The sequence below is a fragment of the Mycobacterium sp. 852002-50816_SCH5313054-b genome (genome assembly GCF_001667185.1).
Lineage (GTDB): Bacteria > Actinomycetota > Actinomycetes > Mycobacteriales > Mycobacteriaceae > Mycobacterium.
The window spans coordinates 1-23,007 of record NZ_LZIC01000059.1; the positions used below are offsets into that span (position 1 = coordinate 1).

23 protein-coding genes and 1 pseudogene are annotated in these 23,007 nt (G+C 67.6%); 12 read left to right on the top strand and 12 right to left on the bottom strand.

What is annotated here, in order from left to right; genetic code table 11:
- The 6 genes and pseudogenes from A5787_RS12290 to A5787_RS12315 form a co-directional block, all read right to left on the bottom strand.
- Nucleotides 1–198, bottom strand: a pseudogene (locus A5787_RS12290) (nuclear transport factor 2 family protein); the annotation flags it as partial.
- Nucleotides 199–201: 3 nt separating this feature from the next.
- The gene (locus A5787_RS12295; protein WP_066966682.1) at nt 202–408 is read right to left on the bottom strand and encodes a ferredoxin; all 207 of its coding nucleotides are present in this window, start codon (nt 406–408) and stop codon (nt 202–204) included.
- Nucleotides 409–414: 6 nt separating this feature from the next.
- Nucleotides 415–1,770 carry a cytochrome P450 gene (locus tag A5787_RS12300; RefSeq protein ID WP_066966685.1) on the bottom strand — a complete coding sequence of 452 codons (1,356 nt, stop codon included), beginning with the start codon at nt 1,768–1,770 and terminating at the stop codon, nt 415–417.
- Nucleotides 1,767–2,591 (bottom strand): SDR family oxidoreductase, encoded by an 825-nt coding sequence (locus tag A5787_RS12305; protein ID WP_066966687.1) that lies wholly within the window; start codon nt 2,589–2,591, stop codon nt 1,767–1,769. Before A5787_RS12305 ends, A5787_RS12300 begins: the two co-directional genes overlap by 4 nt.
- Nucleotides 2,592–3,809 carry a cytochrome P450 gene (locus tag A5787_RS12310; protein ID WP_066966690.1) on the bottom strand — a complete coding sequence of 406 codons (1,218 nt, stop codon included), beginning with the start codon at nt 3,807–3,809 and terminating at the stop codon, nt 2,592–2,594.
- Nucleotides 3,810–4,436, bottom strand: coding sequence for a TetR/AcrR family transcriptional regulator (locus A5787_RS12315; protein WP_066966694.1), 627 nt, complete (start codon nt 4,434–4,436; stop codon nt 3,810–3,812).
- 211 nt (nt 4,437–4,647) lie between these two features.
- Between A5787_RS12315 and A5787_RS12320 the strand changes: the two genes are divergently transcribed.
- From A5787_RS12320 to A5787_RS12335, 4 genes are read left to right on the top strand one after another with little or no spacing between them, the layout of a single operon-like run.
- Nucleotides 4,648–6,117 carry an aldehyde dehydrogenase gene (locus A5787_RS12320; protein ID WP_066966697.1) on the top strand — a complete coding sequence of 490 codons (1,470 nt, stop codon included), beginning with the start codon at nt 4,648–4,650 and terminating at the stop codon, nt 6,115–6,117.
- A gap of 14 nt (nt 6,118–6,131) precedes the next feature.
- Nucleotides 6,132–6,881 (top strand): SDR family oxidoreductase, encoded by a 750-nt coding sequence (locus A5787_RS12325; RefSeq protein ID WP_066966700.1) that lies wholly within the window; start codon nt 6,132–6,134, stop codon nt 6,879–6,881.
- A gap of 49 nt (nt 6,882–6,930) precedes the next feature.
- Nucleotides 6,931–7,788 (top strand): NAD(P)-dependent oxidoreductase, encoded by an 858-nt coding sequence (locus A5787_RS12330; protein WP_066966703.1) that lies wholly within the window; start codon nt 6,931–6,933, stop codon nt 7,786–7,788.
- The gene (locus tag A5787_RS12335; protein WP_066966706.1) at nt 7,789–8,223 is read left to right on the top strand and encodes a carboxymuconolactone decarboxylase family protein; all 435 of its coding nucleotides are present in this window, start codon (nt 7,789–7,791) and stop codon (nt 8,221–8,223) included.
- A gap of 78 nt (nt 8,224–8,301) precedes the next feature.
- Here the strand turns inward: A5787_RS12335 and A5787_RS12340 are convergent, their stop codons facing one another.
- A complete protein-coding gene (locus A5787_RS12340) occupies nt 8,302–9,387 on the bottom strand; it encodes an aldo/keto reductase (RefSeq protein WP_066966710.1) in 1,086 nt (361 codons plus the stop codon).
- Between the two features lie 82 nt (nt 9,388–9,469).
- On the opposite strand from A5787_RS12340, the gene A5787_RS12345 reads away from it, so the two are divergent.
- Nucleotides 9,470–9,877 carry a MarR family winged helix-turn-helix transcriptional regulator gene (locus A5787_RS12345; RefSeq protein WP_066966712.1) on the top strand — a complete coding sequence of 136 codons (408 nt, stop codon included), beginning with the start codon at nt 9,470–9,472 and terminating at the stop codon, nt 9,875–9,877.
- A gap of 24 nt (nt 9,878–9,901) precedes the next feature.
- Entirely contained in the window at nt 9,902–11,170 is a 1,269-nt protein-coding gene (gene purD / locus A5787_RS12350) for a phosphoribosylamine--glycine ligase (RefSeq protein ID WP_066966715.1), read from the top strand.
- Here purD and A5787_RS12355 read toward each other — a convergent pair.
- Nucleotides 11,167–12,750 (bottom strand): gamma-glutamyltransferase family protein, encoded by a 1,584-nt coding sequence (locus A5787_RS12355; RefSeq protein WP_066966718.1) that lies wholly within the window; start codon nt 12,748–12,750, stop codon nt 11,167–11,169. The two genes, purD and A5787_RS12355, sit on opposite strands and share 4 nt — an antisense overlap.
- 72 nt (nt 12,751–12,822) lie before the next feature.
- Nucleotides 12,823–13,740 carry an esterase gene (locus tag A5787_RS12360; protein ID WP_066966721.1) on the bottom strand — a complete coding sequence of 306 codons (918 nt, stop codon included), beginning with the start codon at nt 13,738–13,740 and terminating at the stop codon, nt 12,823–12,825.
- Nucleotides 13,741–13,801: 61 nt separating this feature from the next.
- On the opposite strand from A5787_RS12360, the gene A5787_RS12365 reads away from it, so the two are divergent.
- Nucleotides 13,802–14,419 carry a TetR/AcrR family transcriptional regulator gene (locus tag A5787_RS12365; RefSeq protein ID WP_066966724.1) on the top strand — a complete coding sequence of 206 codons (618 nt, stop codon included), beginning with the start codon at nt 13,802–13,804 and terminating at the stop codon, nt 14,417–14,419.
- Between the two features lie 4 nt (nt 14,420–14,423).
- Here A5787_RS12365 and A5787_RS12370 read toward each other — a convergent pair whose 3' ends face one another.
- Entirely contained in the window at nt 14,424–15,158 is a 735-nt protein-coding gene (locus A5787_RS12370; protein WP_066966972.1) for a DUF429 domain-containing protein, read from the bottom strand.
- 103 nt (nt 15,159–15,261) lie between these two features.
- On the opposite strand from A5787_RS12370, the gene purB reads away from it, so the two are divergent.
- From purB to A5787_RS12385, 3 genes are read left to right on the top strand one after another with little or no spacing between them, the layout of a single operon-like run.
- The gene (gene purB, locus A5787_RS12375) at nt 15,262–16,680 is read left to right on the top strand and encodes an adenylosuccinate lyase (protein ID WP_066966725.1); all 1,419 of its coding nucleotides are present in this window, start codon (nt 15,262–15,264) and stop codon (nt 16,678–16,680) included.
- Complete coding sequence (locus tag A5787_RS12380) at nt 16,677–17,936, top strand: cytochrome P450 (protein ID WP_066966728.1); 1,260 nt, start codon at nt 16,677–16,679, stop codon at nt 17,934–17,936. Before purB ends, A5787_RS12380 begins: the two co-directional genes overlap by 4 nt.
- Nucleotides 17,933–18,937, top strand: a complete 1,005-nt coding sequence (locus tag A5787_RS12385) for a tellurite resistance/C4-dicarboxylate transporter family protein (RefSeq protein ID WP_066966731.1) — start codon at nt 17,933–17,935, stop codon at nt 18,935–18,937. Before A5787_RS12380 ends, A5787_RS12385 begins: the two co-directional genes overlap by 4 nt.
- Here A5787_RS12385 and A5787_RS12390 read toward each other — a convergent pair.
- A complete protein-coding gene (locus tag A5787_RS12390) occupies nt 18,902–19,531 on the bottom strand; it encodes a hypothetical protein (protein WP_066966734.1) in 630 nt (209 codons plus the stop codon). The two genes, A5787_RS12385 and A5787_RS12390, sit on opposite strands and share 36 nt — an antisense overlap.
- Nucleotides 19,532–19,572: 41 nt before the next feature.
- On the opposite strand from A5787_RS12390, the gene A5787_RS12395 reads away from it, so the two are divergent.
- Complete coding sequence (locus tag A5787_RS12395) at nt 19,573–20,466, top strand: phosphoribosylaminoimidazolesuccinocarboxamide synthase (RefSeq protein ID WP_066966737.1); 894 nt, start codon at nt 19,573–19,575, stop codon at nt 20,464–20,466.
- On the top strand, nt 20,463–22,625 hold the full coding sequence (locus A5787_RS12400; protein WP_066966740.1) for a S9 family peptidase: 2,163 nt from the start codon (nt 20,463–20,465) through the stop codon (nt 22,623–22,625). Before A5787_RS12395 ends, A5787_RS12400 begins: the two co-directional genes overlap by 4 nt.
- Here A5787_RS12400 and A5787_RS12405 read toward each other — a convergent pair.
- Nucleotides 22,554–23,000 (bottom strand): DoxX family protein, encoded by a 447-nt coding sequence (locus A5787_RS12405; RefSeq protein WP_066966743.1) that lies wholly within the window; start codon nt 22,998–23,000, stop codon nt 22,554–22,556. The two genes, A5787_RS12400 and A5787_RS12405, sit on opposite strands and share 72 nt — an antisense overlap.
- Nucleotides 23,001–23,007: the final 7 nt, after the last annotated feature.

A 23,007-nucleotide genomic window follows, 5' to 3' on the forward strand; every position in this document is an offset into this window, starting at 1 on the left:
GATATCGCGGATCTCGTCGACGCCGACGCACATCACGTCTTCCTTGGGGCCGATGTTCCAGCCGTAGGTGGCGTCGCTGGTGTAGAAGTCCGCCAGCGGCTTCCAGTCACCGGCCTTTTCGCAGTCCTTGTTGGCCTGCAGCCAGCGGTCGACCCATGCTTCGAGATCCGCGCGTGAATGCGACGCCTTGGAATTCATGAGTCAGCCTTCTTTCTCTTTGATGAATAGTGCTTGCGTGGGGCACATCGCGACCGCGCGTTCGACCTCATCGCGGGCGTCCTCGGACGGTTCGGGGTCGAGGATCTCGACCTTGCCTCGCTTGGGCACCCGAAAGTAGTCCGGTGCCTCTAGTTCGCACATGGCGTGGCCCTGACACAAATCCAGATCCGCTTCGACTCGAAAACCCATGACCGGTCAGGCTTTCCGCTTGCGGTAGCGCACCCTCGCCGGCCGGGCGAGTTGGACGACCATCTTGGAGTGGTCGTTGTGATAGCTGTCGGCCGGCTGGGCCATCTCGAACTCATACTCGCGCAACAGAACCGAGAAGATGGCCTTGATCTGCATCTGGGCGAAAGCGGCCCCGACACAGCGGTGTCGCCCCGCGCCGAACGGAATCCAGGTCCACCGGTTGACGATGTCGGCCTGCTCGGGCTTGTTGTAGCGATCGGGATGGAAGGCGTCCGGATCGGGAAAGTCCTCGGGGATCCGGTTCGAAATCGCCGGGGACGCCGCCACATAGTCCCCGGCGTGAATCGGGAAGCCCTCGACCTCGAACTCGCCCTTGGCGACCCGCATCAGGATGATCAGCGGCGGGTGCAGCCGCAAAGTTTCCTTGACCACGTTGTCCAGCTTCGGAATCGAGCGCAGCGCATGGAAACTCACCGCCTGGCCGTCGGCGTACAGCTCCTCGAGCTCGGCGAGCACCTCGGCGTAGATGTTGGCGTGGCGGATCAACTCGATCAACGTCCACGCCGAGGTCCCCGAACTGGTGTGGTGCCCCGCGAACATCAGTGAGATGAACATCCCGGTGACCTCGTCGGCGGAGAAGCGCGGCGTGCCGTCCTCGTCCTTGATCGAGACCAGCACGTCGAGCATGTCGCGGTCGGCCTTGTCCTTCGGCGGATTGGCCAGCCGCTGGTCCATGATCTCCTGCACCACCGCAACGAGCTTCACCCGTGCTTCATCACGACGCTTGAAGCTTTCGATCGGGAGATAGGGGTCGACGTAGCACAGCGGGTCGGTGCCGCGCTCGAGCTCGTGGTAGTACTCGGCGAACCGGTGGTCGAGCTGCTCACGAAACTTCAGCCCGATCAGGCAGGCGGTCGAGGTGTAGATGGTCAGCTCGGCGAAGAAGTCGAGCAGCTCGATCTCGCCCTCGTCGCCCCAATCGGCGATCATCTTCTTGACTTCGCCCTCGATGGTGGCGGCGTGGCCCTTCATCTGTTCGCCCCGCAGCGCCGAGTTGTGCAGCATCTCCTTGCGCCGCTCGGGGCTGGCATCGAACACCACGCCCTTACCGAAGATCGGCGTCATGAACGGGTACGCCTCGGCCTGGTCGAGGTCCTCGTCGGCGGAACGGAAGAAGAATTCGTTGGCGCCCGCGCCGGACAACAGGATCACGTGCTTGTCGACCAGCTGGAACCAGCCGACATCTCCGCATTCGTCGCGGACCCGCTGCATCAAACCGATTGGGTCCGTCCGGAACTCCTCCAGGTGGCCGTGCTCTTCTTCACCGCCGGAAACCCGCGGCACGATGGCAGTGGAAGTCATGACGGCATCCCCTCTTCGCCGAGCGCGAGCTTCTGGCGACCCTTCTTGTCGGCCAACGGGGCTTCCGGCTGAAGCTCCATGTTCGCGATGAAGCCACCGCGCGGGGTCTCGGCGACGAACGTGATGGCCCGCGCCAGATCCGCCGCGCGCAGGAAGTAGTCGTGGCGGGCCTGGCCCCACTTGGCCCAGTCTTCGAGCGCGGGGCCGATCTTCTCGGCCGGCAGGCTCCAGCCCATCGACGTCTTCGTGGGGCCGGGGTGCACGATCGAGGCGCGGACGCCGGTGCCCTCGAGCTCCATCTGGAAGTTGGTCACCATCGCGACGAGCGCGGCCTTGGCCGCGCCGTAGGCGCCCATGTGCGGCCGCTGGCGCAGGGCCACATCGGAGCCGACGAAGATCAGATCGCCGCGCTGCCGGTCGAGCATGCTGGGCAGCACCGCTGCGGCGAGCCGGTTGGCGCCGACGAGGTGGATCTGCAGCTGCGACTCGAACTCGTCCGTGGTGATCTCGGCGAGCTTGCCGAAGTAGGTGTCGCCAGCGCCGGCCACCAGCACCTCGATGTCACCGAGCGCGTCGACCGACTGTGCGACAAAGGATTTCACCGAGTTAGGGTCGGTGACGTCCAGGTGGAATCCGACCGCCTCACCGCCTTCGGCGTTGATCTTGCCGACGATGTCGTTGAGCTTCTCGACCCGTCGGGCGCCCAGCGCGACCGGGAAGCCGTGCGCCGCGAGTTCGATGGCGGTGGCCTCGCCGATGCCGGACGAGGCGCCGGCCACGATCGCCGGCCGGCGCTCGGGCAGGGGGTCAAAGCGGGGCATTCAGCGGACCTCCACGGTCATGGGTAGGTGAGCGAATCCGCGGACATTGCTGGAGTGGACGCGGACGGCGCTGGCCTCGTCCACCTGATATCCGCGGATTCGCTTGAACAACTCGGTCAGCGCGACCCGGGCCTCCATGCGCGCCAGATGCGCGCCCAGGCAGAAGTGTGCGCCGCTACCGAAACTCAATAACTTGGGCCCGATTTCGCGCCCGATCACATAGTCGTCCGGGTTGTCGAAGACCCGCTCGTCGCGATGGCCCGAACCGGGCAGCAACAGCAGAACGTCGCCCTCGGGAATGGTGGTGTCGTAGAGGGTGAGTTCGCCGGCCACGGTGCGGGCCAGGATCTGGCTCGAGGTGTCGTAGCGCAGGGTCTCCTCGACCCACAAGGGCACCCGGGACAGATCGGCGTAGACCGGGGTCAGCTGATCCGGGTTTCGGTGCCCCCAAAACGCCGCATTCGCAAGCAGTTTGGTGGTGGTCTCGTTGCCGGCGATCACCATCAGGAACATGAAGCCGAGCACTTCGTCGTCGGTGAGCCGGTCGCCGTCGATCTCGGCCTCCAGCAGCGCCGACGTCAGGTCGTCCGTCGGCCTCGTGCGCCGCTCGGCCACCATCCCCTGGTAGTAGACGATCAGGTTGATGGAGGCCTCGACGGCCTCCGGTGGCACGTCGGTGACACCCTCATCGCGGTGCATCACGCCGTCGGCCCAGGCGCGGACCTGGACCCGGTCCGGCTCGGGGACGCCCATCAGCTCGGAGATGACGTCCATGGGCAGCTTCCCGGCGAACTCGTCGACGTAGTCGACGGTGCCGTCTTTCGCCTTCGCCAGCATGGTGTCCAGGTGCCGGGTCGCGATCTCGGTGACACGGGGCTCCAGCTCCCGGATCCGCCTGGGGGTGAACCCTTTCGAGACCAGGGTCCGCAGCCGCAGATGGCTGGGATCGTCCATCGCCAGGAAGGACATCGTCTTGGACGCGTGCGGGCCGCGCGACGCCGGATCCAGCGAGACGCCGTACTTGTTGGACAGCGTCGTGCTGTTGCGGAAGCCTTGCAGCACATCCCGGTGCCGCGACAGCGCCCAGAACTTCAGCTCGTCGTTGCGATACAGCGGCGCCTCATCGCGCAGCCGCCTGTAGTACGGGTACGGATCCTCATGGAAGTCGTAGTCGTAGGGATCCAGGACCAGCTCGTGGTCGCCGACGTGCACGGTCATCTAACTACCTGTCTCCTCGCTGGCGGCGCCCAAGATGAGCCCCGCCACGTCGACGAGGCGGTCGGCGATCTCGCGGTAGGTGAGCTGCCCGCTGGCGGCCTGCACCAGCGCGCCGAAAAACGCCATCTCGAGCGCGGATACGGTGGCGGAGTCGGCGCCTGGACCGATCGCCGAGGCGATGCGGCGATGGATTTCCGCGCCAATCCGGTCGCGTGCGGCGCAGACGGCGGGATCGGTGCCGCCCCCCAGCAGCGCCGCCGTGCAGGCCGCGCCGACCTCGGGTTCGTCGGCGACCACCAGGGCCAGATGGCGCAAGACCTTGTCCACGCGGGTGGGCATGGGGTCGTTCACGTCGGTGAAGTAGGGCACCTGCCGCACCAGGTCGAGGTAGACCTCCGCGATCAGATGGTTCTTCGACGAGAAGTAGGTGTACGCGGTCGCCGGGGCCACTTTTGCGCGGGCCGCCACCGCGCGCACCGTCAGGTCGGCATAGGACTTCTCGCGCAGGGTTTCGATGCCGGCCGCGAGGACCTTGCGGAAGGTCTCCTCCTGGCGGCGGTTGCGCAAAGTCGCTCCGGTCTGACGGTCGGCGTGGGATGCGATCGTAACCAGTGCATCGCTGGACACATGTCCAAGCTATCGGATGCGTGCGCCGCGAAGCAAGCCCGGCCCGCAAAAATGCAGCTTAAATGCGTACTTTGCTGATCATCGGGGTGGCCGACGAGATCCGCTCTTGCACCTCCGGCGGCCGGACGACTATGGTTCGATGCGACTATATCGGACAAGTGTCCACTCAATTGGCGTGCTTGATTGAGCCGCGCACAGACGGGAGCGGAAGATGGCCTTGTTGGCCGACGGCGCGAGCGCACTGTTCATTGACGGGAAGCTGTCGCCGGGCAACGCCGGCACGTTTCCGACGATCAATCCGGCGACCGAGGAAGTGCTCGGAGTTGCCGCCGACGCCGACGCCGACGACATGGGTCGAGCCATCGATGCCGCGCGGCGGGCTTTCGACGACACGGACTGGTCCCGCAACACCGAGCTGCGGGTGCGGTGCGTGCGCCAGCTCCGCGAGGCGATGCAGCAGCACCTCGAAGAGCTGCGCGACCTGACCATCGCCGAAGTCGGTGCGCCGCGAATGCTCACCAGCATCGCCCAGCTGGAAGTCCCGGTCAACGACCTCGCGTTCGCGGCCGACACGGCCGAATCATACGAATACAACCAGGATCTCGGCGAGGCTTCGCCGATGGGCATCCGCACCCGGCGCACCATCGCCCGCGAGGCCGTCGGTGTTGTCGGCGCCATCACCCCATGGAACTTCCCCCACCAGATCAACCTCGCCAAGATCGGACCGGCGCTGGCCGCCGGGAACACCGTCGTCCTGAAGCCAGCGCCCGACACCCCGTGGTGCGCCGCCGTGCTCGGCGAACTCATCGCCGAGCACACCGACTTTCCGCCAGGTGTGATCAACATTGTTACGTCCAGCGACCACAGCGTGGGAGCGCTGTTGGCCAAAGACCCTCGGGTGGACATGGTTTCGTTCACCGGGTCGACCGCCACCGGTCGCAGCGTGATGGCCGACGGCGCGGCCACCATCAAGAAGGTCTTCCTCGAGTTGGGCGGCAAGTCGGCGTTCATCGTCCTCGACGACGCCGACCTGGCCGGGGCGGTGGGCATGGCGGGGTTCTCGGTCTGCATGCACGCCGGGCAGGGATGCGCAATCACCACCCGGCTGGTGGTGCCGCGGGCGCGGTACGACGAAGCCGTCTCCATCGCGGCCGCCACGATGGGCGGCATCAAGGCCGGTGATCCCACCGACCCCGGAACCATCTGCGGGCCGGTGATTTCGGCGCGCCAGCGTGATCGGATACAGGGCTACCTCGACTCGGCCATCGCCGAGGGCGGGGCGTTCGCGTGCGGTGGCGGGCGACCGGCCGACCGTGACGTCGGTTTCTTCATCGAGCCCACCGTGATCGCGGGGCTGGGCAACGACGCCCGCTGCGCGCGCGAGGAGATCTTCGGCCCGGTCCTGACCGTGATTCCCCACGACGGTGACGACGACGCCGTTCGCATTGCCAACGACTCGCCATACGGCTTGTCGGGCACCGTGTTCGGCGCTGACCCGCAGCGAGCGGCGAGGGTGGCCGCGCGCGTCCGTGCGGGCACGATCAATGTCAATGGCGGGGTGTGGTATTCGGCCGATGCCCCATTCGGCGGTTACAAGCAGTCCGGAAACGGTCGAGAGATGGGTCTGGCCGGTTTCGAGGAGTACTTGGAAATCAAGACCATTGCGACAGCGGTTAACTAGAGGAGTTCGAGAGCATGCGGTTTGAGAACAAGGTCGCCATCGTCACCGGTTCGGGTGGTGGCATCGGACAGGCGTACGCCGAGGCGCTGGCCCGCGAAGGCGCGGCGGTCGTCGTGGCCGACATCAAGGCCGAGGCCGCCGAGGGCGTGGCCAAGCAGATCGTCGCCGACGGCGGCACGGCGCTGGCGGTCCCGGTCGACGTGTCCGACCCGGCGTCGGCCAAGGCGATGGCCGACCGCACTCTGGCCGAGTTCGGCGGCATCGACTACCTGGTCAACAACGCCGCGATATTCGGTGGCATGAAGCTGGATTTCCTGCTCACGGTCGACCCCGAGTACTACAAGAAGTTCATGAGCGTGAACCTCGACGGCGCGCTGTGGTGCACCCGCGCGGTGTACAAGAAAATGGCCAAGCGCGGCGGGGGGGCGATCGTCAACCAGTCGTCCACCGCCGCGTGGCTGTACTCGAACTTTTACGGCCTGGCCAAGGTCGGCATCAACGGCCTGACGCAACAGCTGTCCCGCGAACTGGGGGGCCAGAACATCCGGATCAACGCGATCGCGCCCGGGCCCATCGACACCGAGGCCAATCGGACGACCACGCCGCAGGAGATGGTCGCCGACATCGTCAAGGGTCTTCCCCTGTCGCGCATGGGAACTCCCGACGACGTCGTCGGGATGTGCCTGTTCCTGTTGTCCGATGAGGCGTCGTGGATCACCGGGCAGGTGTTCAACGTCGACGGCGGGCAGATAATTCGATCATGAGTCGCGCCGGCGACGATGCAGAGCGGAGCGATGAGGAGGAGCGGCGCCAATGGCAGAAGATCTGAAGCTCGGGTACATCGGCCTGGGCAACATGGGCGCCCCGATGGCCACGAAGATGACGGAATGGCCTGGTGGGGTGACGGTTTACGACATCCGGACCGAGGCGATGACGCCGCTGGCCGAGAAGGGCGCCGGCCTGGCCGACAGCCTCGCCGACGTTGCCGCCGCGGACATCATCCACGTCACCGTCCTCGACGATGCCCAGGTGCGCGCCGTGGTTGGCGAAGTGGCGGCGCACGCCAAGCCGGGCACGGTGATCGCGATCCACTCGACGATCAGTGATACCACCGCCGTCGAACTGGCCCGCGAGCTGAAACCGCGCGGCATTCACATCGTGGACGCACCGGTGAGCGGTGGCGCGGCCGCCGCCGCGAAGGGTGAGCTGGCCACCATGGTGGGCGCCGAGCGCGAGGTCTACGAGCGAATCAAGCCGGCCTTCAAACACTGGGCGGCGATGGTCGTCCACGCCGGGGAGCCCGGCGCGGGGACGCGAATGAAGCTGGCCCGCAACATGTTGACGTTCACGTCGTATGCGGCGGCGTGCGAGGCCATGAAGCTGGCCGAGGCGGCCGGGCTCGATCTGCAGGCGCTGGGTCGGGTGGTGCGCCACACCGACGCGCTCACCAGCGGCCCGGGCGCGATCATGGTGCGCGACGATATGAAAAATCTTCAGCCTGAACACTTTCTGTACCAGCCCTTCGCGCACGCCCGCGGTCTGGGGGAGAAGGACCTGAGTCTGGCGCTGGGTTTGGGCGAGGCGTTATCGGTCGACCTGCCGCTGGCCAAGCTGGCGTACGAGGGGCTGGCCGCCGGCCTTGGTGTGCCACACACAGAGAAAGAGACGTAAATGGACGAGCTGCGCCGCAAGGGCCTTGAGAAGATGAACGAGGTCTACGGCTGGGAGATGCCCAACATCGAGGGCGACGCCTACTTCGACCTGACCGTCGATCACCTCTTCGGCAGCATCTGGACACGACCGGGATTGTCGATGCGCGACAAGCGCATCATGACGCTGACGGCGGTGACCGCGATCGGCAATCGCGACCTGGCCGAGATCCAGATCAACGCCGCACTGCTCAACGGGGAACTCACCGAGACCGAGCTGAAGGAGATGGCGGTCTTCCTCACCCACTATCTCGGGTTCCCGCTGGGTTCGGCGCTCAACGGCGCCGTCGACGCCGTCGTCGCGAAGCGCAAGAAGGCCGCGGCCAAGGGCGCCGGCGAGGACAAGAAGGCGAACGTCAACGACGCAGTGAAGGTGCACAGGGGCGACAAGGGCTGACCCGCCGAGCAGACGCAAAATCGCACGCTTCCAGTCGGAATTGTGCGATTCTGCGTCTGCTCGCGGTGAGGACTGACCTCAGTAAGGCCGAACGCCTTCTGGCATCACGTATTCCGAGATCGGCGCCGAGACGCCGTTGACCGTTGTCCCGCCGTTGATGATGCCCGGCGCCATTTCCAGCATGTTGTGCGGGAACCGGGATTTCGGCTTGGTCAGCGCGTCGAGCCGGGCCAGTTCGTCGGCGCTGAGGCTCACCTCGACGGCGCGGACGTTGTCGTCCAATTGCGAGAGCCTGCGCGCCCCGATGATGACGGACGAGACGGCTGCCTGCGCGTGTACCCAGGCCAGCGCGACACTGGCGACGGTCTTCTGGTGGGCCTTGGCGATGTTCTCGAGTTCGTCGATCAGCGCGTAGGTCTTGTCGTTGAGGAACGCGTTGACCATCGCGCCGCGGTCGGCGTTGTGCCGGCCCGCATCGGCGCGGGTGTACTTTCCGCTGAGCACGCCGCCCTTCAGTGGCGACCACGGTGTGATGCCGAGGCCGAATTCGGCGGCCATGGGAACGAGCTCCTGTTCGACGTCGCGTTCCAGCAGCGAGTACTCGATCTGCAACCCGACGAACGCCGACCAGCCGCGGAAGCGTGCGATCAGGTTGGCTTCGGCGATCTTCCACGCCGGGACGTCCGAAACGCCGATGTAGCGCACCTTGCCCGCCCGAACGAGGTCGTCGAGCGCCGCCATCGTCTCCTCGATCGGGGTGTTCGCGTCCCACATATGCAGCCAGTACAGGTCGATGTAGTCGGTCTGCAGGCGCCGCAACGAGTTTTCGCACGCGTTTACCAACGATTTGCGGCCCGAGCCGCCACCGTTCGGATCTCCCGGATAGAGGTTGCCGCTGAATTTGGTCGCGATCACCAAGCGGTCGCGGCGCGCCGGGTGGCGCCCGAGGTGGTCACCGATGATCTTCTCGGAGTGGCTCCTGGTGTAGAAGTTTGCGGTGTCGATGAAGTTGCCGCCGAGTTCGGTGTATCGATCGATGATCTGTTGGGACTCTTCCACACTGGTGCCCCAGCCGAGGTCTTCGCCGAACGTCATCGCACCCAGGCACAGGGGACTGACGCGCAAGCCGGAGCGTCCGAGTGTCACATATTGGTCCAGAGGCATAGCGGCCGCTTTCTGGTAGATTGTTCGATTATGCGTTTGTTCCATTCTAAACTAGTTCACGACTGAACGACCTCGCAAGTCGATGTCAGCGGTCGATGCGGCCAAGGTCTGGTCGTTGAACTACCGGGTGTTGGTTTCGGTCATCGCTTGCGCCGAGGCCGATATCAGCGCGCTCGGGCTCGAGTCCAAGGAGCTGTTCCTGCTCGCCGAGATCGACGAGCATCCCTACCCCGCCGAATTGGCGGCGACGCTCAGCATGCCCAAGGCGACGGTGACGGTCTACCTCAAGCGGCTTGAAGCCGCGGGGTTTGTGCGTCGTGAAATCGACCCCGCCGATCTGCGGCGACATCGACTTCTGCTCACCCCGGCCGGGCGCAAAGTCGCCGCCGCCGGCCTCGCGCTGCTGTCGGAAGAATTCAACAAGCGTCTCGGGCGTCTCACCGCCGCGCAGCAGAAAGAGCTGAAAAGCCTGCTGGAGCGAATCGTCTGAACGCCTGAGCTAGTCTGACGTGTCGTGCGCGTCCTGGTGATCGGCTCCGGTGCCCGTGAGCATGCGTTGCTGCTGGCGTTCCGCAAGGATCCGCAGGTCACGGGGCTGGCCATCGCTCCGGGCAACGCCGGCACCGCCCGCCTGGCCGAGCAGCACGACGTCGACATCGCCTCGGGCGAAGCGGTGGTCGCGTTGGCGCGCGAGGTCCGGGCCGACCTCGTGGTCATCGGACCCGAGGTGCCGCTGGTGTTAGGCGTGGCCGACGCCGTGCGCGCCGCGGGGATCGTCTGCTTCGGGCCCGGCAAGGACGCCGCCCGCATCGAGGGCTCCAAGGCGTTCGCCAAAGACGTCATGGCCGCGGCTGGCGTGCGAACCGCCGCGAGCGAAATCGTCGACAGCCCGGCACGTTTGGACGCGGCCCTGGACCGCTTCGGCCCGCCGGCCGGTGACCCGGCGTGGGTGGTGAAGGACGACGCCCTGGCCGCCGGCAAGGGCGTGGTGGTGACCCCCGATCGCGACGTGGCGCGCGCCCACGCCGCCAGCCTGCTCGAGGCGGGTCACCCGGTGCTGCTGGAGTCTTTCCTCGACGGCCCCGAGGTGTCATTGTTCTGCGTCGTCGACGGCGCCACCGTGGTGCCGTTGCTACCGGCGCAGGACTTCAAGCGGGTCGGCGACGGCGACACCGGGCCCAACACCGGCGGCATGGGTGCCTACGCGCCGCTCACGTGGCTGCCCGAGGAGGTGTACCGGGAAATCGTCAGCCGGATCGTCCAACCGGTTGCGGCCGAACTGGTTCAGCGCGGATGCCCGTTCAGCGGCTTGCTCTACGTCGGTCTGGCGATCACCGCGAAGGGGCCCGCCGTGGTCGAATTCAATTGCCGCTTCGGTGATCCCGAGACGCAGGCCGTGTTGGCCCTGCTCGAGTCGCCGCTTGGCCAGTTGCTCTATGCCGCGAGCACCGGCACGCTGGCCGATTTCGGTGGGTTGCGCTGGAGCGAAGGTGCCGCGGTGACGGTGGTGTTGGCGGCCGAAAACTATCCCGGACGACCGCGGGTCGGAGACGTCGTCGTCGGCGCGGAAGCCGACGGCGTGCTGCACGCCGGAACCGCGCGGCGCGACGACGGGGCGATCGTCTCGTCGGGCGGCCGCGTGCTGTCCGTGGTGGGCACCGGGGCGGACCTGTCCGCTGCCCGCGCGAACGCGTACGACATCCTGAGTTCGATTCGATTGCCCGGCAGCCACTTCCGCAGCGACATCGCCCTCGCCGCGGCGGAGGGCAAGGTCAGCGTCTAAAAGCCTGCGGCTTGCCCGTCGCGGCGTGGATCGCTCACCGCCAGGTACCCGTCGTCGAGGCGCCAGATCGCCTGGCAGCTGCCGAATTGGTTGTAGTCGTCCACGGCTACCAAATCGTGGCCGCGCCGCCGGAGTTCGTCGAGCGTCGACCCCGGGAAACCCCGTTCGCAGCTGACCTGCGTGCCCTGCACCCACCGGAACCGCGGTCCGTCGCACGCCGCCTGCGGATTCTGCCCGTGGTCGGCGATGCGGACCATCACCTGGACATGCCCCTGCGGCTGCATCGTGCCGCCCATCACCCCGAAGCTCATCACCGGGGCCCCGTCCTTGGTGACGAACCCCGGGATGATGGTGTGGTAGGGGCGCTTGCCGGGCCCGACCCGGTTCGGATGTCCCTCGGCCACAGCGAAATCCGCGCCTCGATTCTGCAGCGACACTCCGGTGCCCGGCACCACCACGCCGGAGCCGAAGCCCATGTAGTTGGACTGGATCATCGACACCATGGCCCCGGCGGCGTCGGCCGCGGTCAGATAGACGGTGCCCCCGCGCGGTGTGCCCGCGGACGCCGGCCTGGCCCGGGTCCGATCGATCAGTGCGGCGCGCTGCCGCAGGTATTCCTTGTCCAGCAGGTGATCCGGAGCCAGCGCCATGTGATCGATGTCGGCGACGTGGGCCTGCGCGTCGGCGAATGCCAGCTTCACGGCCTCGATCTGCAGGTGCACGCTGTCGGCCGAATCGGCCGGCCACGAGGACATGTCGAAGTGTTCCAGGATCCCCAGCGCGATGAGTGCCACGATCCCCTGACCGTTGGGCGGTATCTCGTGCACCGTGTACTCGCGGTAGGCCGCATCGATCGTGCCCACCCAATCGGCGCGGTGCGCGGCGAGGTCGCCGGCGCGCATCGCCCCGCCATTGGCCAGCGCGTGCGCCTCGAGTTTGGCGGCCACGTCGCCGCGGTAGAACGCCTCCCCGTTGGTCGCGGCGATCCGCTCGAGCGTGGCCGCGTGAGCGGGAAACCTGAAGGTTTCACCGGGTTTCGGCGCGCGCCCGCCGGGCAGGAACGCCTCGGCGAAGCCCGGCTGGTCTCCGAACAGCGGCACCTGGGCGGCCCATTGCTCCGCGACGGTCGGCGACACCAGAAAGCCGTTGCGGCCGTATGAGATAGCGGGCTCGAACAGCCTCTCGAACGAGAGCTTGCCGAACTTGGCGTGCAGCTCCGCCCACGCCGACACCGCGCCGGGTACGGTCACCGAGTTCCAGCCGAGCGCGGGAACGGCGTTGCCGCCGAAATACTCCGGCGTCCAGGCCGCGGGGGAGCGGCCGGAGGCGTTCAGGCCGTGCAGGCGCCGGCCGTCCCAGACGATGGCGAATGCGTCCGACCCGATGCCGTTGGAGACCGGCTCGACCACGGTCAGGGTGATGGCGGTGGCGATCGCCGCGTCCACGGCGCTGCCCCCCTCGGCGAGCATGCGCAGACCCGCCTGGGCGGCAAGGGGCTGCGAGGTGCACACGGCGTTGGCCGCCAAGACGGGCTTTCGCGGCCAGGCATAGGGGAAGCTCCAACCGAACGGTGTGGTCACCTCCGCGAGCGTAACGCTGCTGCGATTTTCGGCCCGATTTTTCGCAGTGTGGTTACGCTCGCGGCCCTAGGCCTAGGCGGTCAGCAGCGGCGCCAGCCACGTCAGCTCGGCCGGCAGTTGCGAGCTCCAGAACTCCGGGTTGTGCCCGCCGGGCGAGAACCCGCCCGCGGGCGGGTTGGGCAGTTGCGCGATGAACTGTTTCGTCGCTCCGTAGAACGGGTCGCTGTCGCCGCAATCCACCCGGATCGGTATCGAGGCCAGCGCCGGCATTCCGAACACCGAGTTCGCCGCGAAGTCGTCCGGTCCGTCGAACGCGCCGGGCGCGGCCGCCCCGGACGACATCCACAGCGCCGGGCTCACCGCGCAGATCGCGGCGGTGCGCGCGGGCCCGAGCCGCCCGCCCAGCAGCAGCGCGCCGTAGCCGCCCATCGACCAGCCCAGGAACGCGACCCGCGAGGTGTCCAGGTCCTGGCCGCCCAGCATCGGGATCAGCTCGTTCAGCACCATGGCCCCGGCGTCCTCGCCCGACACCCGCTTGTGCCAATAACCGCCGCCACCGTCGACGGCGACCACCGCGAACGGCGGCAGTCCGGCATTGACGGCCTGGGCCAGCCCCTGCTCGACGCCGCCGGCCATCACGGTGGCCGCATCGCTGCCCTTCCCGTGCAGCGCGATCACCGGTCGCAGCGCCTTGGTCTGCCCCGGCGGACGGGCGATCGCCCAGTTGGTGTTGATGCCGCCACGCGCCGCCGAAACGAAGGAGCCCGTCACCATGGTCGGTGCAGGCGAGGCCGGTGCCGCCGGTTCAAGGGGCACGCTGGGGGGCGGAGCTAAGGGCGCCTGGGTGTTGGCCGCCGACACCGGCGCGGCGTGAGATGTTCGGGGCTCTAACAGGATGTCGAGGGCGTACGCGCCGGCGGCGCCGACGGCCGCGCTGGCGCCGAGACCGAGCAGGGCGCGACGGCTCAACTCGGGCATGCGGGCCATCATGCCACGGCCGTTTGGCCAAAATGGCAATGGAGTACCACTTTTGCTGGCACCATGGCTACTCGTGACTGCAGCAGTTACTCCAAAGGGAGAACGTCGACGGTATGCGCTCGTGAGCGCCGCCGCCGAGCTGCTTGCCGAGGGCGGGTTCGAAGCGGTGCGCCACCGGGCGGTCGCCCGGCGGGCGGGCCTGCCGCTGGCCTCGACCACCTACTACTTCTCGTCGCTGGACGATTTGATCGCGCGAGCCGTCGAACACATCGGGATGATCGAGATTGCCCAGCTGCGGTCGCGGGTCAACGCGTTGTCCCGGCGGCGCCGCGGACCGGAGACCACCGCCGAGGTGCTGGTCGACCTGCTGGTGGGGGACCTGTCGGATCCGGCGCTCACCGAGCAGCTGATCTCCCGTTACGAGCGGCACATCGCCTGCACCCGGTTGCCCGCCTTGCGCGAGACGATGCGTCGCAGCCTGCGCCAGCGCGCCGAGGCCGTCGCCGAGGCCCTCGAACGATCCGGCCGATCCGTGCGGATCGAGCTGGTCTGCACGCTGATCTGCGCGGTCGACGGTTGCGTGGTCTCCGCGCTGGTCGAGGGCGGGGACCCCGCGGCGGCCGCGTTGGGCACGGTGGTCGAGCTCATCGACGTGCTTGCGCCCATCGACCCGCGGCCGGTGCAGATCTGAACCGCTAGGGCCGGTACGGCGACGGCGTCACGATGTATCCGGTGGCGAAGTCGCCATAGATCGTGACGGCGGCCGGGCAGCGCTGGGCGTACAGCGCCACATAGGCGCAGACGACGGCATCGACCGGATCTTCGGCGCGGCGCAGCTCGCTCTTGCGTTGCACCGTGACGACCTGCCGGCGCAGCTCCGCCCAGCCGTCGTGGCCCGCGACCCGCAGCGGGACCGCGGCATCGGCGAGCTTTTCGACGCCGTCCATCAGCAGCAAGAGCTGGGACTTGAGCCCATCGACGGTGCGGCCGGGCTTCGCCTTGTATTTCAGCGTCCGCTCCAATCGAAACAGCGCGACGGTTGCCGCATGCGGGTAGACCTCGATGGCGCGGCGGCCGGCCGGTGATCGCGGATCCAGGTCGAGGCCCAGCGCCGCGGCCAGCCGGCCCCCGCGGGGGCCGTCGGCGAATTCGGGTTTTCCGGTGTTGCAGGGGTGCGCGCCGGCCTCGAACCGGCGGAAGTCCCGGTTGAGGGCCGCCTCGGCGGGCCGCTGGCCGGTCGGGTTGGTCACCACCAGCGGCGCGTCGAAGGCGACGAGGCACTCGTCGCGAACGTAGGGCGACAGGGCGGCCAGCACCGCCGCGTCATCGCGCACGGCGCACACGTGCACCAGGCGGCCGCCGTCGTCGACCACCGCGACGCCGGTGGGGTTGCGACCGGCCCACGCCAGGTCAACGCCGGCGAAGTACACCGCCACATTGTGCCGCGAGAGTGCAGTTACCGGCGTCGCCACTCGGCGGATGCGTTGCCAGTCGCACTTTGGCGGCGCCGGGCGAACCGTAAGCTGTGTGCTTGTGAGCATTCCGAACGTCCTGGCCGCCCGGTACGCCAGCGCGGAAATGGTCGCGATTTGGTCGCCGGAGGCCAAGGTCGTCGCGGAGCGGCGGCTGTGGCTGGCCGTGTTGCGGGCCCAGGCCGAGCTGGGAGTGGACGTTCCCCCCGATGCGGTCGCCGATTACGAACGGGTGCTCGACGACGTCGACCTGGCCTCGATCGCGAACCGCGAACGGGCGCTGCGCCACGACGTCAAGGCCCGCATCGAGGAATTCAACGCGCTCGCCGGTCACGAGCATGTGCACAAGGGAATGACCAGCCGCGACCTCACCGAGAACGTGGAGCAACTGCAGATCCGGCGGTCGCTGGAACTGGTTTTCTCCCACGGCATTGCGGTCGTCGCGCGGCTCGTCGAGCGCGCGGTGTCCTATCGCGATCTGGTGATGGCCGGACGCAGCCACAACGTCGCCGCGCAGGCCACCACGTTGGGCAAGCGGTTCGCCTCGGCGGCCCAGGAGACGCTGATCGCGTTGACCAGGTTGGGGGAGCTGATCGACCGCTATCCGCTGCGGGGGATCAAGGGCCCGATGGGCACCGCACAGGACATGCTGGACCTACTGGACGGCGACGTCGCCAAGTTGTCCGAACTCGAGCGACGCATCGCCGATTTTTTGGGCTTCGCAACGGTTTTGACCAGCGTCGGCCAGGTGTACCCGCGCTCGCTGGACCACGACGTGATCTCGGCGCTGGTGCAGCTCGGCGCCGGGCCGTCGTCGATGGCCCACACCATCCGGCTGATGGCCGGGCACGAACTCGTCACCGAGGGTTTCGCGCCGGGGCAGGTGGGTTCGTCGGCGATGCCGCACAAGATGAACACCCGCAGTTGCGAACGGGTCAACGGCCTGCAGGTGGTGCTGCGCGGCTACGCCTCGATGGCCGCCGAGCTGGCCGGCGCGCAGTGGAACGAGGGCGACGTGTTCTGCTCCGTGGTGCGCCGAGTCGCGTTGCCGGACAGCTTCTTTGCCATCGACGGGCAGATCGAGACGTTCCTGACGGTGCTCGACGAGTTCGGTGCCTACCCGGCGGTGATCACCCGCGAGCTGGACCGCTACCTGCCGTTCCTGGCCACCACCAAGGTGCTGATCGCCGCGGTGCGCGCCGACATGGGTCGCGAGGCGGCGCATCACGTGATCTCCGAACACGCGGTCGCGACGGCGCTGGCCATGCGGGAACGCGGCGCCGAGCCCGACCTGCTCGAGCGGTTGGCCGCCGACGAGCGGCTGCCGCTGGACCGGGCGGCGCTGGACGCGGCGCTGGCCGACAAGAAGTCGTTCACCGGGGCGGCCGGTGACCAGGTGGACGAAGTGGCCGCGATGGTGGACGCGCTGGTGAGCCGCTACCCGGACGCGGCGAAATACACCCCGGGTGCGATCCTGTGACGCTCGCCGCCGCGCTTTCGGGGATCGACTTCACCGATCTGGACAATTTCGCCAACGGATTTCCGCACGACCTGTTCGCCGTCCATCGGCGCGAGGCGCCGGTGTACTGGCACTCACCGACCGACAACACCCCCGACGGCGAGGGCTTCTGGTCAGTCGCCACCTACGCGGAAACGCTTGCGGTGCTGAAAGATCCGGTGACCTTCTCCTCGGTCACCGGCGGCGAGCGTCCGTTCGGCGGCACGCTGTTGCAGGACCTGGCCATCGCGGGCCAGGTGCTCAACATGATGGACGACCCGCGGCACTCGCAGATCCGGCGCCTCGTCAGCTCCGGGCTGACGCCGCGGATGATCGGACTCGTCGAGGACGATCTGCGGTCCCGGGCCCGCCGGCTGCTGGACGCGGCGGTGCCGGGCGAGCCGTTCGACTTCCTGGTCGACATCGCCGCCGAACTGCCGATGCAGATGATCTGCATCCTGCTGGGAGTGCCGGAATCCGAACGGCATTGGCTGTTCCAGGCCATCGAGCCGCAGTTCGACTTCGGGGGGTCGCGCAAGGCCACACTATCGCAGCTCTCGCCGCGAACGTCGGTCGAAGAGGCCGGGTCCCGGATGTACGCGTATGGCCAGGAGCTGATCGCGTCGAAGCGGGCCAACCCGACCGATGACATGTTGTCGGTCGTCGCGAACGCCACGGTCGACGACGCGAAGGCGCCGGCCCTGTCCGATCTGGAGTTGTACCTGTTCTTCAGCCTGCTGTTCAGCGCCGGTGCGGAGACGACGCGCAACGCGGTCGCCGGCGGGCTCCTGGCCCTGGCCGAGCATCCGAACCAATTGCGTGCGCTGCGTTCGGATTTGACCCTGCTGCCGACGGCGGTCGAGGAGATGGTGCGCTGGACGTCGCCGTCGCCGTCGAAGCGCCGCACCGCCACGCGCGACATCGTCCTGGGCGGACAGTCGATTCGGGCAGGGCAGAAGGTCCAGATTTGGGAGGGTTCCGCCAACCGGGACGCCGACGTGTTCGACCGCCCCGACGACTTTGATATCGCCCGGAAACCCAACCCGCACTTGGGCTTCGGTCAGGGTGTGCACTATTGCCTGGGCGCCAACCTGGCCCGGCTGGAACTGCGGGTGCTGTTCGAGGAGCTGCTGACGCGCTTTACCGCCGTGCGGATCGCGCGGCCCGTCGAATGGACCCGCAGCAATCGCCACACCGGCATCCGGCACCTGGTCGTGGAGCTGATCGAGGGGCCGTGACGATCCGGCTCGCCGATCTGGAGCCGCCACCCGATGCGTTCGCCGCGGTGATGGCGACCGGAATCTTGTCGATCGCCGCGCGCGATCACGGTTACCAGGCCATCAGCGAGATATTGGGCGTACTGGCGACTCTCAGTCTGCTGGCCCTCATCGTGCTGGTCGTCGTGACGAGGGCACTCGCGCCGTGGGATTTGCGGGATCCCGATGTCACCCTGCGACTGTTCACCTTTGTGGCCGCGTGCGCGGTGCTGGACAGCCGGCTGGCGTCCCACCGAATCGTCTTACAAGTCCTTGGTGTGGTTGCGCTGACGGCCTGGCTGGCCTTGCTCGCGCTCACCGCCCGCAACATGTCGGCCCGCCCCTGGGCGGCGTTGCGGGACCGCGCACATGGTGCGTGGGAACTGGCCAGCGTGGGCACCTCGGGACTGGCGATCGTGGCGGCGATGGCCGCGCGGCAGGAGCGCTGGTGGCTTTGGGTGGCGGTGCCGGTCTGGGTAGCGGCGCTGTGCATCTACGTGTTGATGACCTGGCTGATTCTGTGGCGCGCGGTGAGTGAGCGTCAGGATCGTGACGGCTTCGAGCCCGACAGCTGGATCTTGATGGGCGGGTTGGCCATCGCGACGTTGGCCGGCGACCACATCCACGACCTGGCTCCAGCGTGGCTGGGCGGGCCGGTGCTGGCGATTGCCGTCGTGACCTGGGTCGCGGCCACTCTCTGGATACCGCCGCTGATGCACTTGGGCCTGCGCCGGATCGGCCAGCGCCCCACCATCCTGGCCTTCGCCGGGGTGTGGTGGGCGCTGGTGTTTCCGTTGGGCATGTATTCGGCCGCCAGCTATGCGATGGTCGCTCAGATCCACCAGAATGCGCTGCTGACCGTTTCGCTGGTCTTCTTCTGGGATGCGTTGGCCGCGTGGCTGATTGTTGTGGTCGCGGGGCTGCTGCGCCTGCGGAGCGCCCTGGCGTCAGCCCGCTCGCAGCGCGATCCCGGCCGCCCGTAGCTCCAGGGCGGCCAGCGCCCGGATGGTGGCGGGATCCTCGTCGCGCCACCCGCCGACAGGATCCGCGCTGATCGCGGCCAGCTTGCGCGGCGGCCGGTTCGTCAGGGCCCGCAGCGCCAGCAGCTGTTCTCCCGCCGGGGTCCCGGCCAGACCGGTGACGGTCCATTTGCGCCGGAAGAACCGAAGCCGCAGGAACAGCCACGGGATGACCACGATGAGCAGCGGTACCGCAACGACGGCCAGCGACAGCAGCACCGCCAGCCAGCCCGCCGTGGTGTCGAGGCTGTGTCCGGCCCCCGCGATGTCGAGAGCCGCCGCGCTGGCCGAGACGAGGGGCTTGCTGACCGCGTCCCCGACCACCGGAATGTGCTGCGCACCTTGGCCCGCGGACGCCAGGTTGCCGGCGATGCCGTTGGCGCCGATCTCGACCTGCCGGCCGGCCTCGGCGATCGTCGAAATGGCGTCGTAGACGGCCGTGCCGACGAACAGCCAGATCACCGACCATAGGAAGATCGCGAGATCGCTGAACAGTTGGGCGGCCAGCCGGCCGGGCGTGGTGGCGTAGGGCAGAATCCGCAATGGCAGCGACGTCATAGCCTCGATCCCAGCACAGGGCCGCCCGATAGGCTGACCCGATGCGCCCAGCACTGTCCGACTACGAGCATGTGGCCAGCGGCAAGGTCCGCGAGATCTACCGCGTCGGCGGCGAGCACCTGCTGCTGGTGGCGACCGACCGGATCTCCGCGTACGACTACGTCCTGGACAGCACGATCCCGGACAAGGGCCGAATCCTGACCGCGATGAGCGTGTTCTTCTTCGGCCTCGTCGAGGCTCCCAACCACCTGGCCGGGCCGCCCGACGATCCGCGCATCCCCGACGAGGTGCTTGGCCGCGCGCTGGTGGTGCGGCGGTTGGAAATGCTTCCGGTGGAATGTGTGGCCCGCGGGTACCTGACCGGGTCGGGGCTGCTGGACTACCAGGCGACCGGCAAGGTCTGCGGCATCCCGCTGCCGCCGGGTCTGGTGGAGGCCAGCAGGTTCGCCACGCCGGTGTTCACTCCGGCGACGAAAGCGGCGCTGGGCGACCACGACGAGAACATCTCGTTCGCCCGGGTGATCGAGATGGTCGGTGCGGTGCGCGCCAACCAGCTGCGTGACCGGACGCTGCAGATCTATGTTCAGGCCGCCGACCACGCCCTGAGGAGGGGAATCATCATCGCGGACACCAAGTTCGAGTTCGGCACCGATCCCGACGGCAACCTGCTGCTGGCCGACGAGATCTTCACGCCGGATTCCTCGCGGTACTGGCCGGCCCAGGACTACCGGGCGGGTGTGGTGCAGACCAGTTTCGACAAGCAGTTCGTCCGCAACTGGTTGACCAGCCCCGAGTCCGGCTGGGACCGGCACGGCTCGCAACCCCCGCCACCGCTGCCAGACGACATCATCGACGCCACCCGCAGCCGCTATATCGAGGCCTACGAACGCATTTCGGGCTTGAGCTTCGGCGACTGGATCGGCCCGGGCGCATGACGGACGCCTCGCAGGACGCGCTGGTGCCACCGGTCGCGAAGCGGGTCGAGACCCGGCGCGAACACCACGGCGACGTCTTCACGGACCCGTACGAATGGCTGCGCGACAAGGCCGACCCTGAGGTCATCGGCTACCTGGAGGCCGAGAACGACTACGTCGACCGGATGACAGCCCACCTGGAACCGTTGCGGCAGAAGATCTTCGACGAGATCAAGTCGCGTACCAAGGAGACCGACCTGTCGGTACCGACCCGGCAGGGTGACTGGTGGTACTACGCCCGCACCTTCGAAGGCAAGCAGTACCGCGTCCAGTGCCGTTGCCCCGTCGCCGATCCCGATGACTGGGACCCGCCGATCCTCGACGAGGACACCGACGTCCCCGGCGAGCAGGTCCTGCTCGACTCGAACGCGGAGGCCGAGGGCCACGAATTCTTCGCACTGGGCGCCGCGATGGTCAGCCTGGACGGGAACCTGCTCGCCTACTCGGTCGACACCGTCGGCGACGAACGCTATACGCTGCGGTTCAAGGACTTACGCACCGGGGAGCTGTATCCCGACGAGATCGCGGACATCTCCGCGGGAGCGACCTGGGCTGGCGATCACCGCACTGTGTATTACCTGACCCTGGACGCCGCCCACCGGCCCGACAAGGTCTGGCGGTACCGGCTCGGCTCCCAAGAGGACTCGGAGCTGGTGTATCACGAAGCCGACGAACGGTTTTGGCTCGGGGTGGGGCTTACCCGAAGCGAGAAGTACGTGTTCATCGCGTCGGGGTCGTCCATCACCACCGAGATGCGCTACGCCGACGCCGCCGATCCGGACGCGACCTTCACCGTCGTGCTGCCACGACGTGAAGGAATCGAGTATTCGGCCGAGCACGCCGTGGTCGGCGGGGAAGACCGATTCCTGATCCTGCACAACGACGGGGCGGTGAACTTCACGCTCACCGAGGCCCCGGTCAGCGATCCGACGCGGCAGCGCACCCTGATCCCGCACCGCGACGATGTCCGGCTCGATGCCGTGGACGCCTTCGCCGGTCAGCTGGTGGTGAGCTACCGGCGTGCGGCGTTGCCGCGGGTCCAGTTGTGGCCCATCGAATCTGGTGGGGCTTACGGTGAGCCCGAGGAAATCTCGTTCGACTCCGAGCTGATGTCGTGCGGGTTGGGCGGCAATCCGAACTGGGATTCACCCAAGCTGCGGATCAGGGCCGGATCTTTGGTCACCCCGGCACAGATCTACGACATCAACCTCGCCACCGGTGAGCGGACGCTGCTGCGCGAGCAACCCGTCCTGGGCGGCTACCGTCCCGCCGACTACATCGAACGGCGCGACTGGGCGCAGGCGGACGACGGCACCAAGATCCCCGTGTCGATCGTGCATCGTGCCGACGTCGAATTCCCCGCGCCCACACTGCTGTACGGTTACGGCGCCTATGAGCTGTGCACCGACCCGAGCTTTTCGATCGCCCGGTTGTCGCTGCTGGACCGCGGCATGGTCTTCGTCATCGCCCACGTGCGGGGCGGTGGCGAGATGGGCCGGCTGTGGTATGAGCACGGCAAGCTGCTGGAAAAGAAGAACACCTTCACCGACTTCGTCGCGGTGGCAAGGCATTTGGTGGACTCGGGGCTGACCCGGCCGCACCAGCTGGTCGCGCTGGGCGGCAGCGCCGGCGGCCTCCTGATGGGCGCGGTGGCCAACCTGGCACCGGATCTCTTCGCCGGCATCCTCGCGCAGGTCCCCTTCGTCGACCCGCTGACCACCATCCTCGACCCGTCCTTGCCACTGACCGTCACCGAGTGGGACGAGTGGGGAAACCCGTTGAGCGACAGCGATGTCTACTCGTACATGAAATCGTATTCGCCCTACGAGAATGTCGAGGCCAAGAGGTACCCGGCCATCCTGGCGATGACGTCCCTGAACGACACCCGCGTCTACTACGTGGAGCCGGCCAAGTGGGTTGCGGCGCTGCGACATGCCAACACCGACGGGAATCCGGTCTTGTTGAAGACGCAGATGAACGCGGGACACGGTGGTGTCAGCGGTCGTTACAAAGCCTGGCAGGAAACCGCTTTCCAGTACGCGTGGCTGCTAGCCGCTGCCGACCGCGACCGCTATGGCGGCGGCCAGGAAGACGGTCTGGATGGCCGTCCGCAGGGGTAGCCGCGTCGTCATCGACTTGGGCGGAGCGGGCATCCGGGACGCATAGATGTTGGCCGGGAACATCGCCAGCATCAGCACCGCGAGGCAGACGGCCGCCGCCACCCGGGTCGCGGGAACCAACAGGCCCACCGCGCCCAGCAGCTCCAGCAGGCCGGTGAGCGTGACCAGGTAGCCGGGAGCGGGCAGCCGGGGCGGCACGATCGCGATGAGATCCCGCCGCAGCGGCGGCGCGAAGTGCGAAAAGCCGGTCAGCAGGAACATCGCCGCCAGCCCCACAGCGATCGCGGCGGTCCAGTTGTTGACGTAGGCGACGCCGAGCCAGCCGATGCTGCGGGCGGCGACGGTGCTCAGGAGCAGCGTGATCAACGGGGCCATGTGACAT

Coding starts and splice junctions, on each gene's coding strand:
- A5787_RS12295 (WP_066966682.1), bottom strand. CDS start 408: ATGGGTTTTCGAGTCGAAGCGGATCTGGATTTGTGTCAGGGCCACGCC.
- A5787_RS12300 (WP_066966685.1), bottom strand. CDS start 1,770: ATGACTTCCACTGCCATCGTGCCGCGGGTTTCCGGCGGTGAAGAAGAG.
- A5787_RS12305 (WP_066966687.1), bottom strand. CDS start 2,591: ATGCCCCGCTTTGACCCCCTGCCCGAGCGCCGGCCGGCGATCGTGGCC.
- A5787_RS12310 (WP_066966690.1), bottom strand. CDS start 3,809: ATGACCGTGCACGTCGGCGACCACGAGCTGGTCCTGGATCCCTACGAC.
- A5787_RS12320 (WP_066966697.1), top strand. CDS start 4,648: ATGGCCTTGTTGGCCGACGGCGCGAGCGCACTGTTCATTGACGGGAAG.
- A5787_RS12325 (WP_066966700.1), top strand. CDS start 6,132: ATGCGGTTTGAGAACAAGGTCGCCATCGTCACCGGTTCGGGTGGTGGC.
- A5787_RS12330 (WP_066966703.1), top strand. CDS start 6,931: ATGGCAGAAGATCTGAAGCTCGGGTACATCGGCCTGGGCAACATGGGC.
- A5787_RS12335 (WP_066966706.1), top strand. CDS start 7,789: ATGGACGAGCTGCGCCGCAAGGGCCTTGAGAAGATGAACGAGGTCTAC.
- A5787_RS12340 (WP_066966710.1), bottom strand. CDS start 9,387: ATGCCTCTGGACCAATATGTGACACTCGGACGCTCCGGCTTGCGCGTC.
- A5787_RS12345 (WP_066966712.1), top strand. CDS start 9,470: ATGTCAGCGGTCGATGCGGCCAAGGTCTGGTCGTTGAACTACCGGGTG.
- A5787_RS12360 (WP_066966721.1), bottom strand. CDS start 13,740: ATGATGGCCCGCATGCCCGAGTTGAGCCGTCGCGCCCTGCTCGGTCTC.
- A5787_RS12390 (WP_066966734.1), bottom strand. CDS start 19,531: ATGACGTCGCTGCCATTGCGGATTCTGCCCTACGCCACCACGCCCGGC.
- A5787_RS12395 (WP_066966737.1), top strand. CDS start 19,573: ATGCGCCCAGCACTGTCCGACTACGAGCATGTGGCCAGCGGCAAGGTC.
- A5787_RS12400 (WP_066966740.1), top strand. CDS start 20,463: ATGACGGACGCCTCGCAGGACGCGCTGGTGCCACCGGTCGCGAAGCGG.
- A5787_RS12405 (WP_066966743.1), bottom strand. CDS start 23,000: ATGGCCCCGTTGATCACGCTGCTCCTGAGCACCGTCGCCGCCCGCAGC.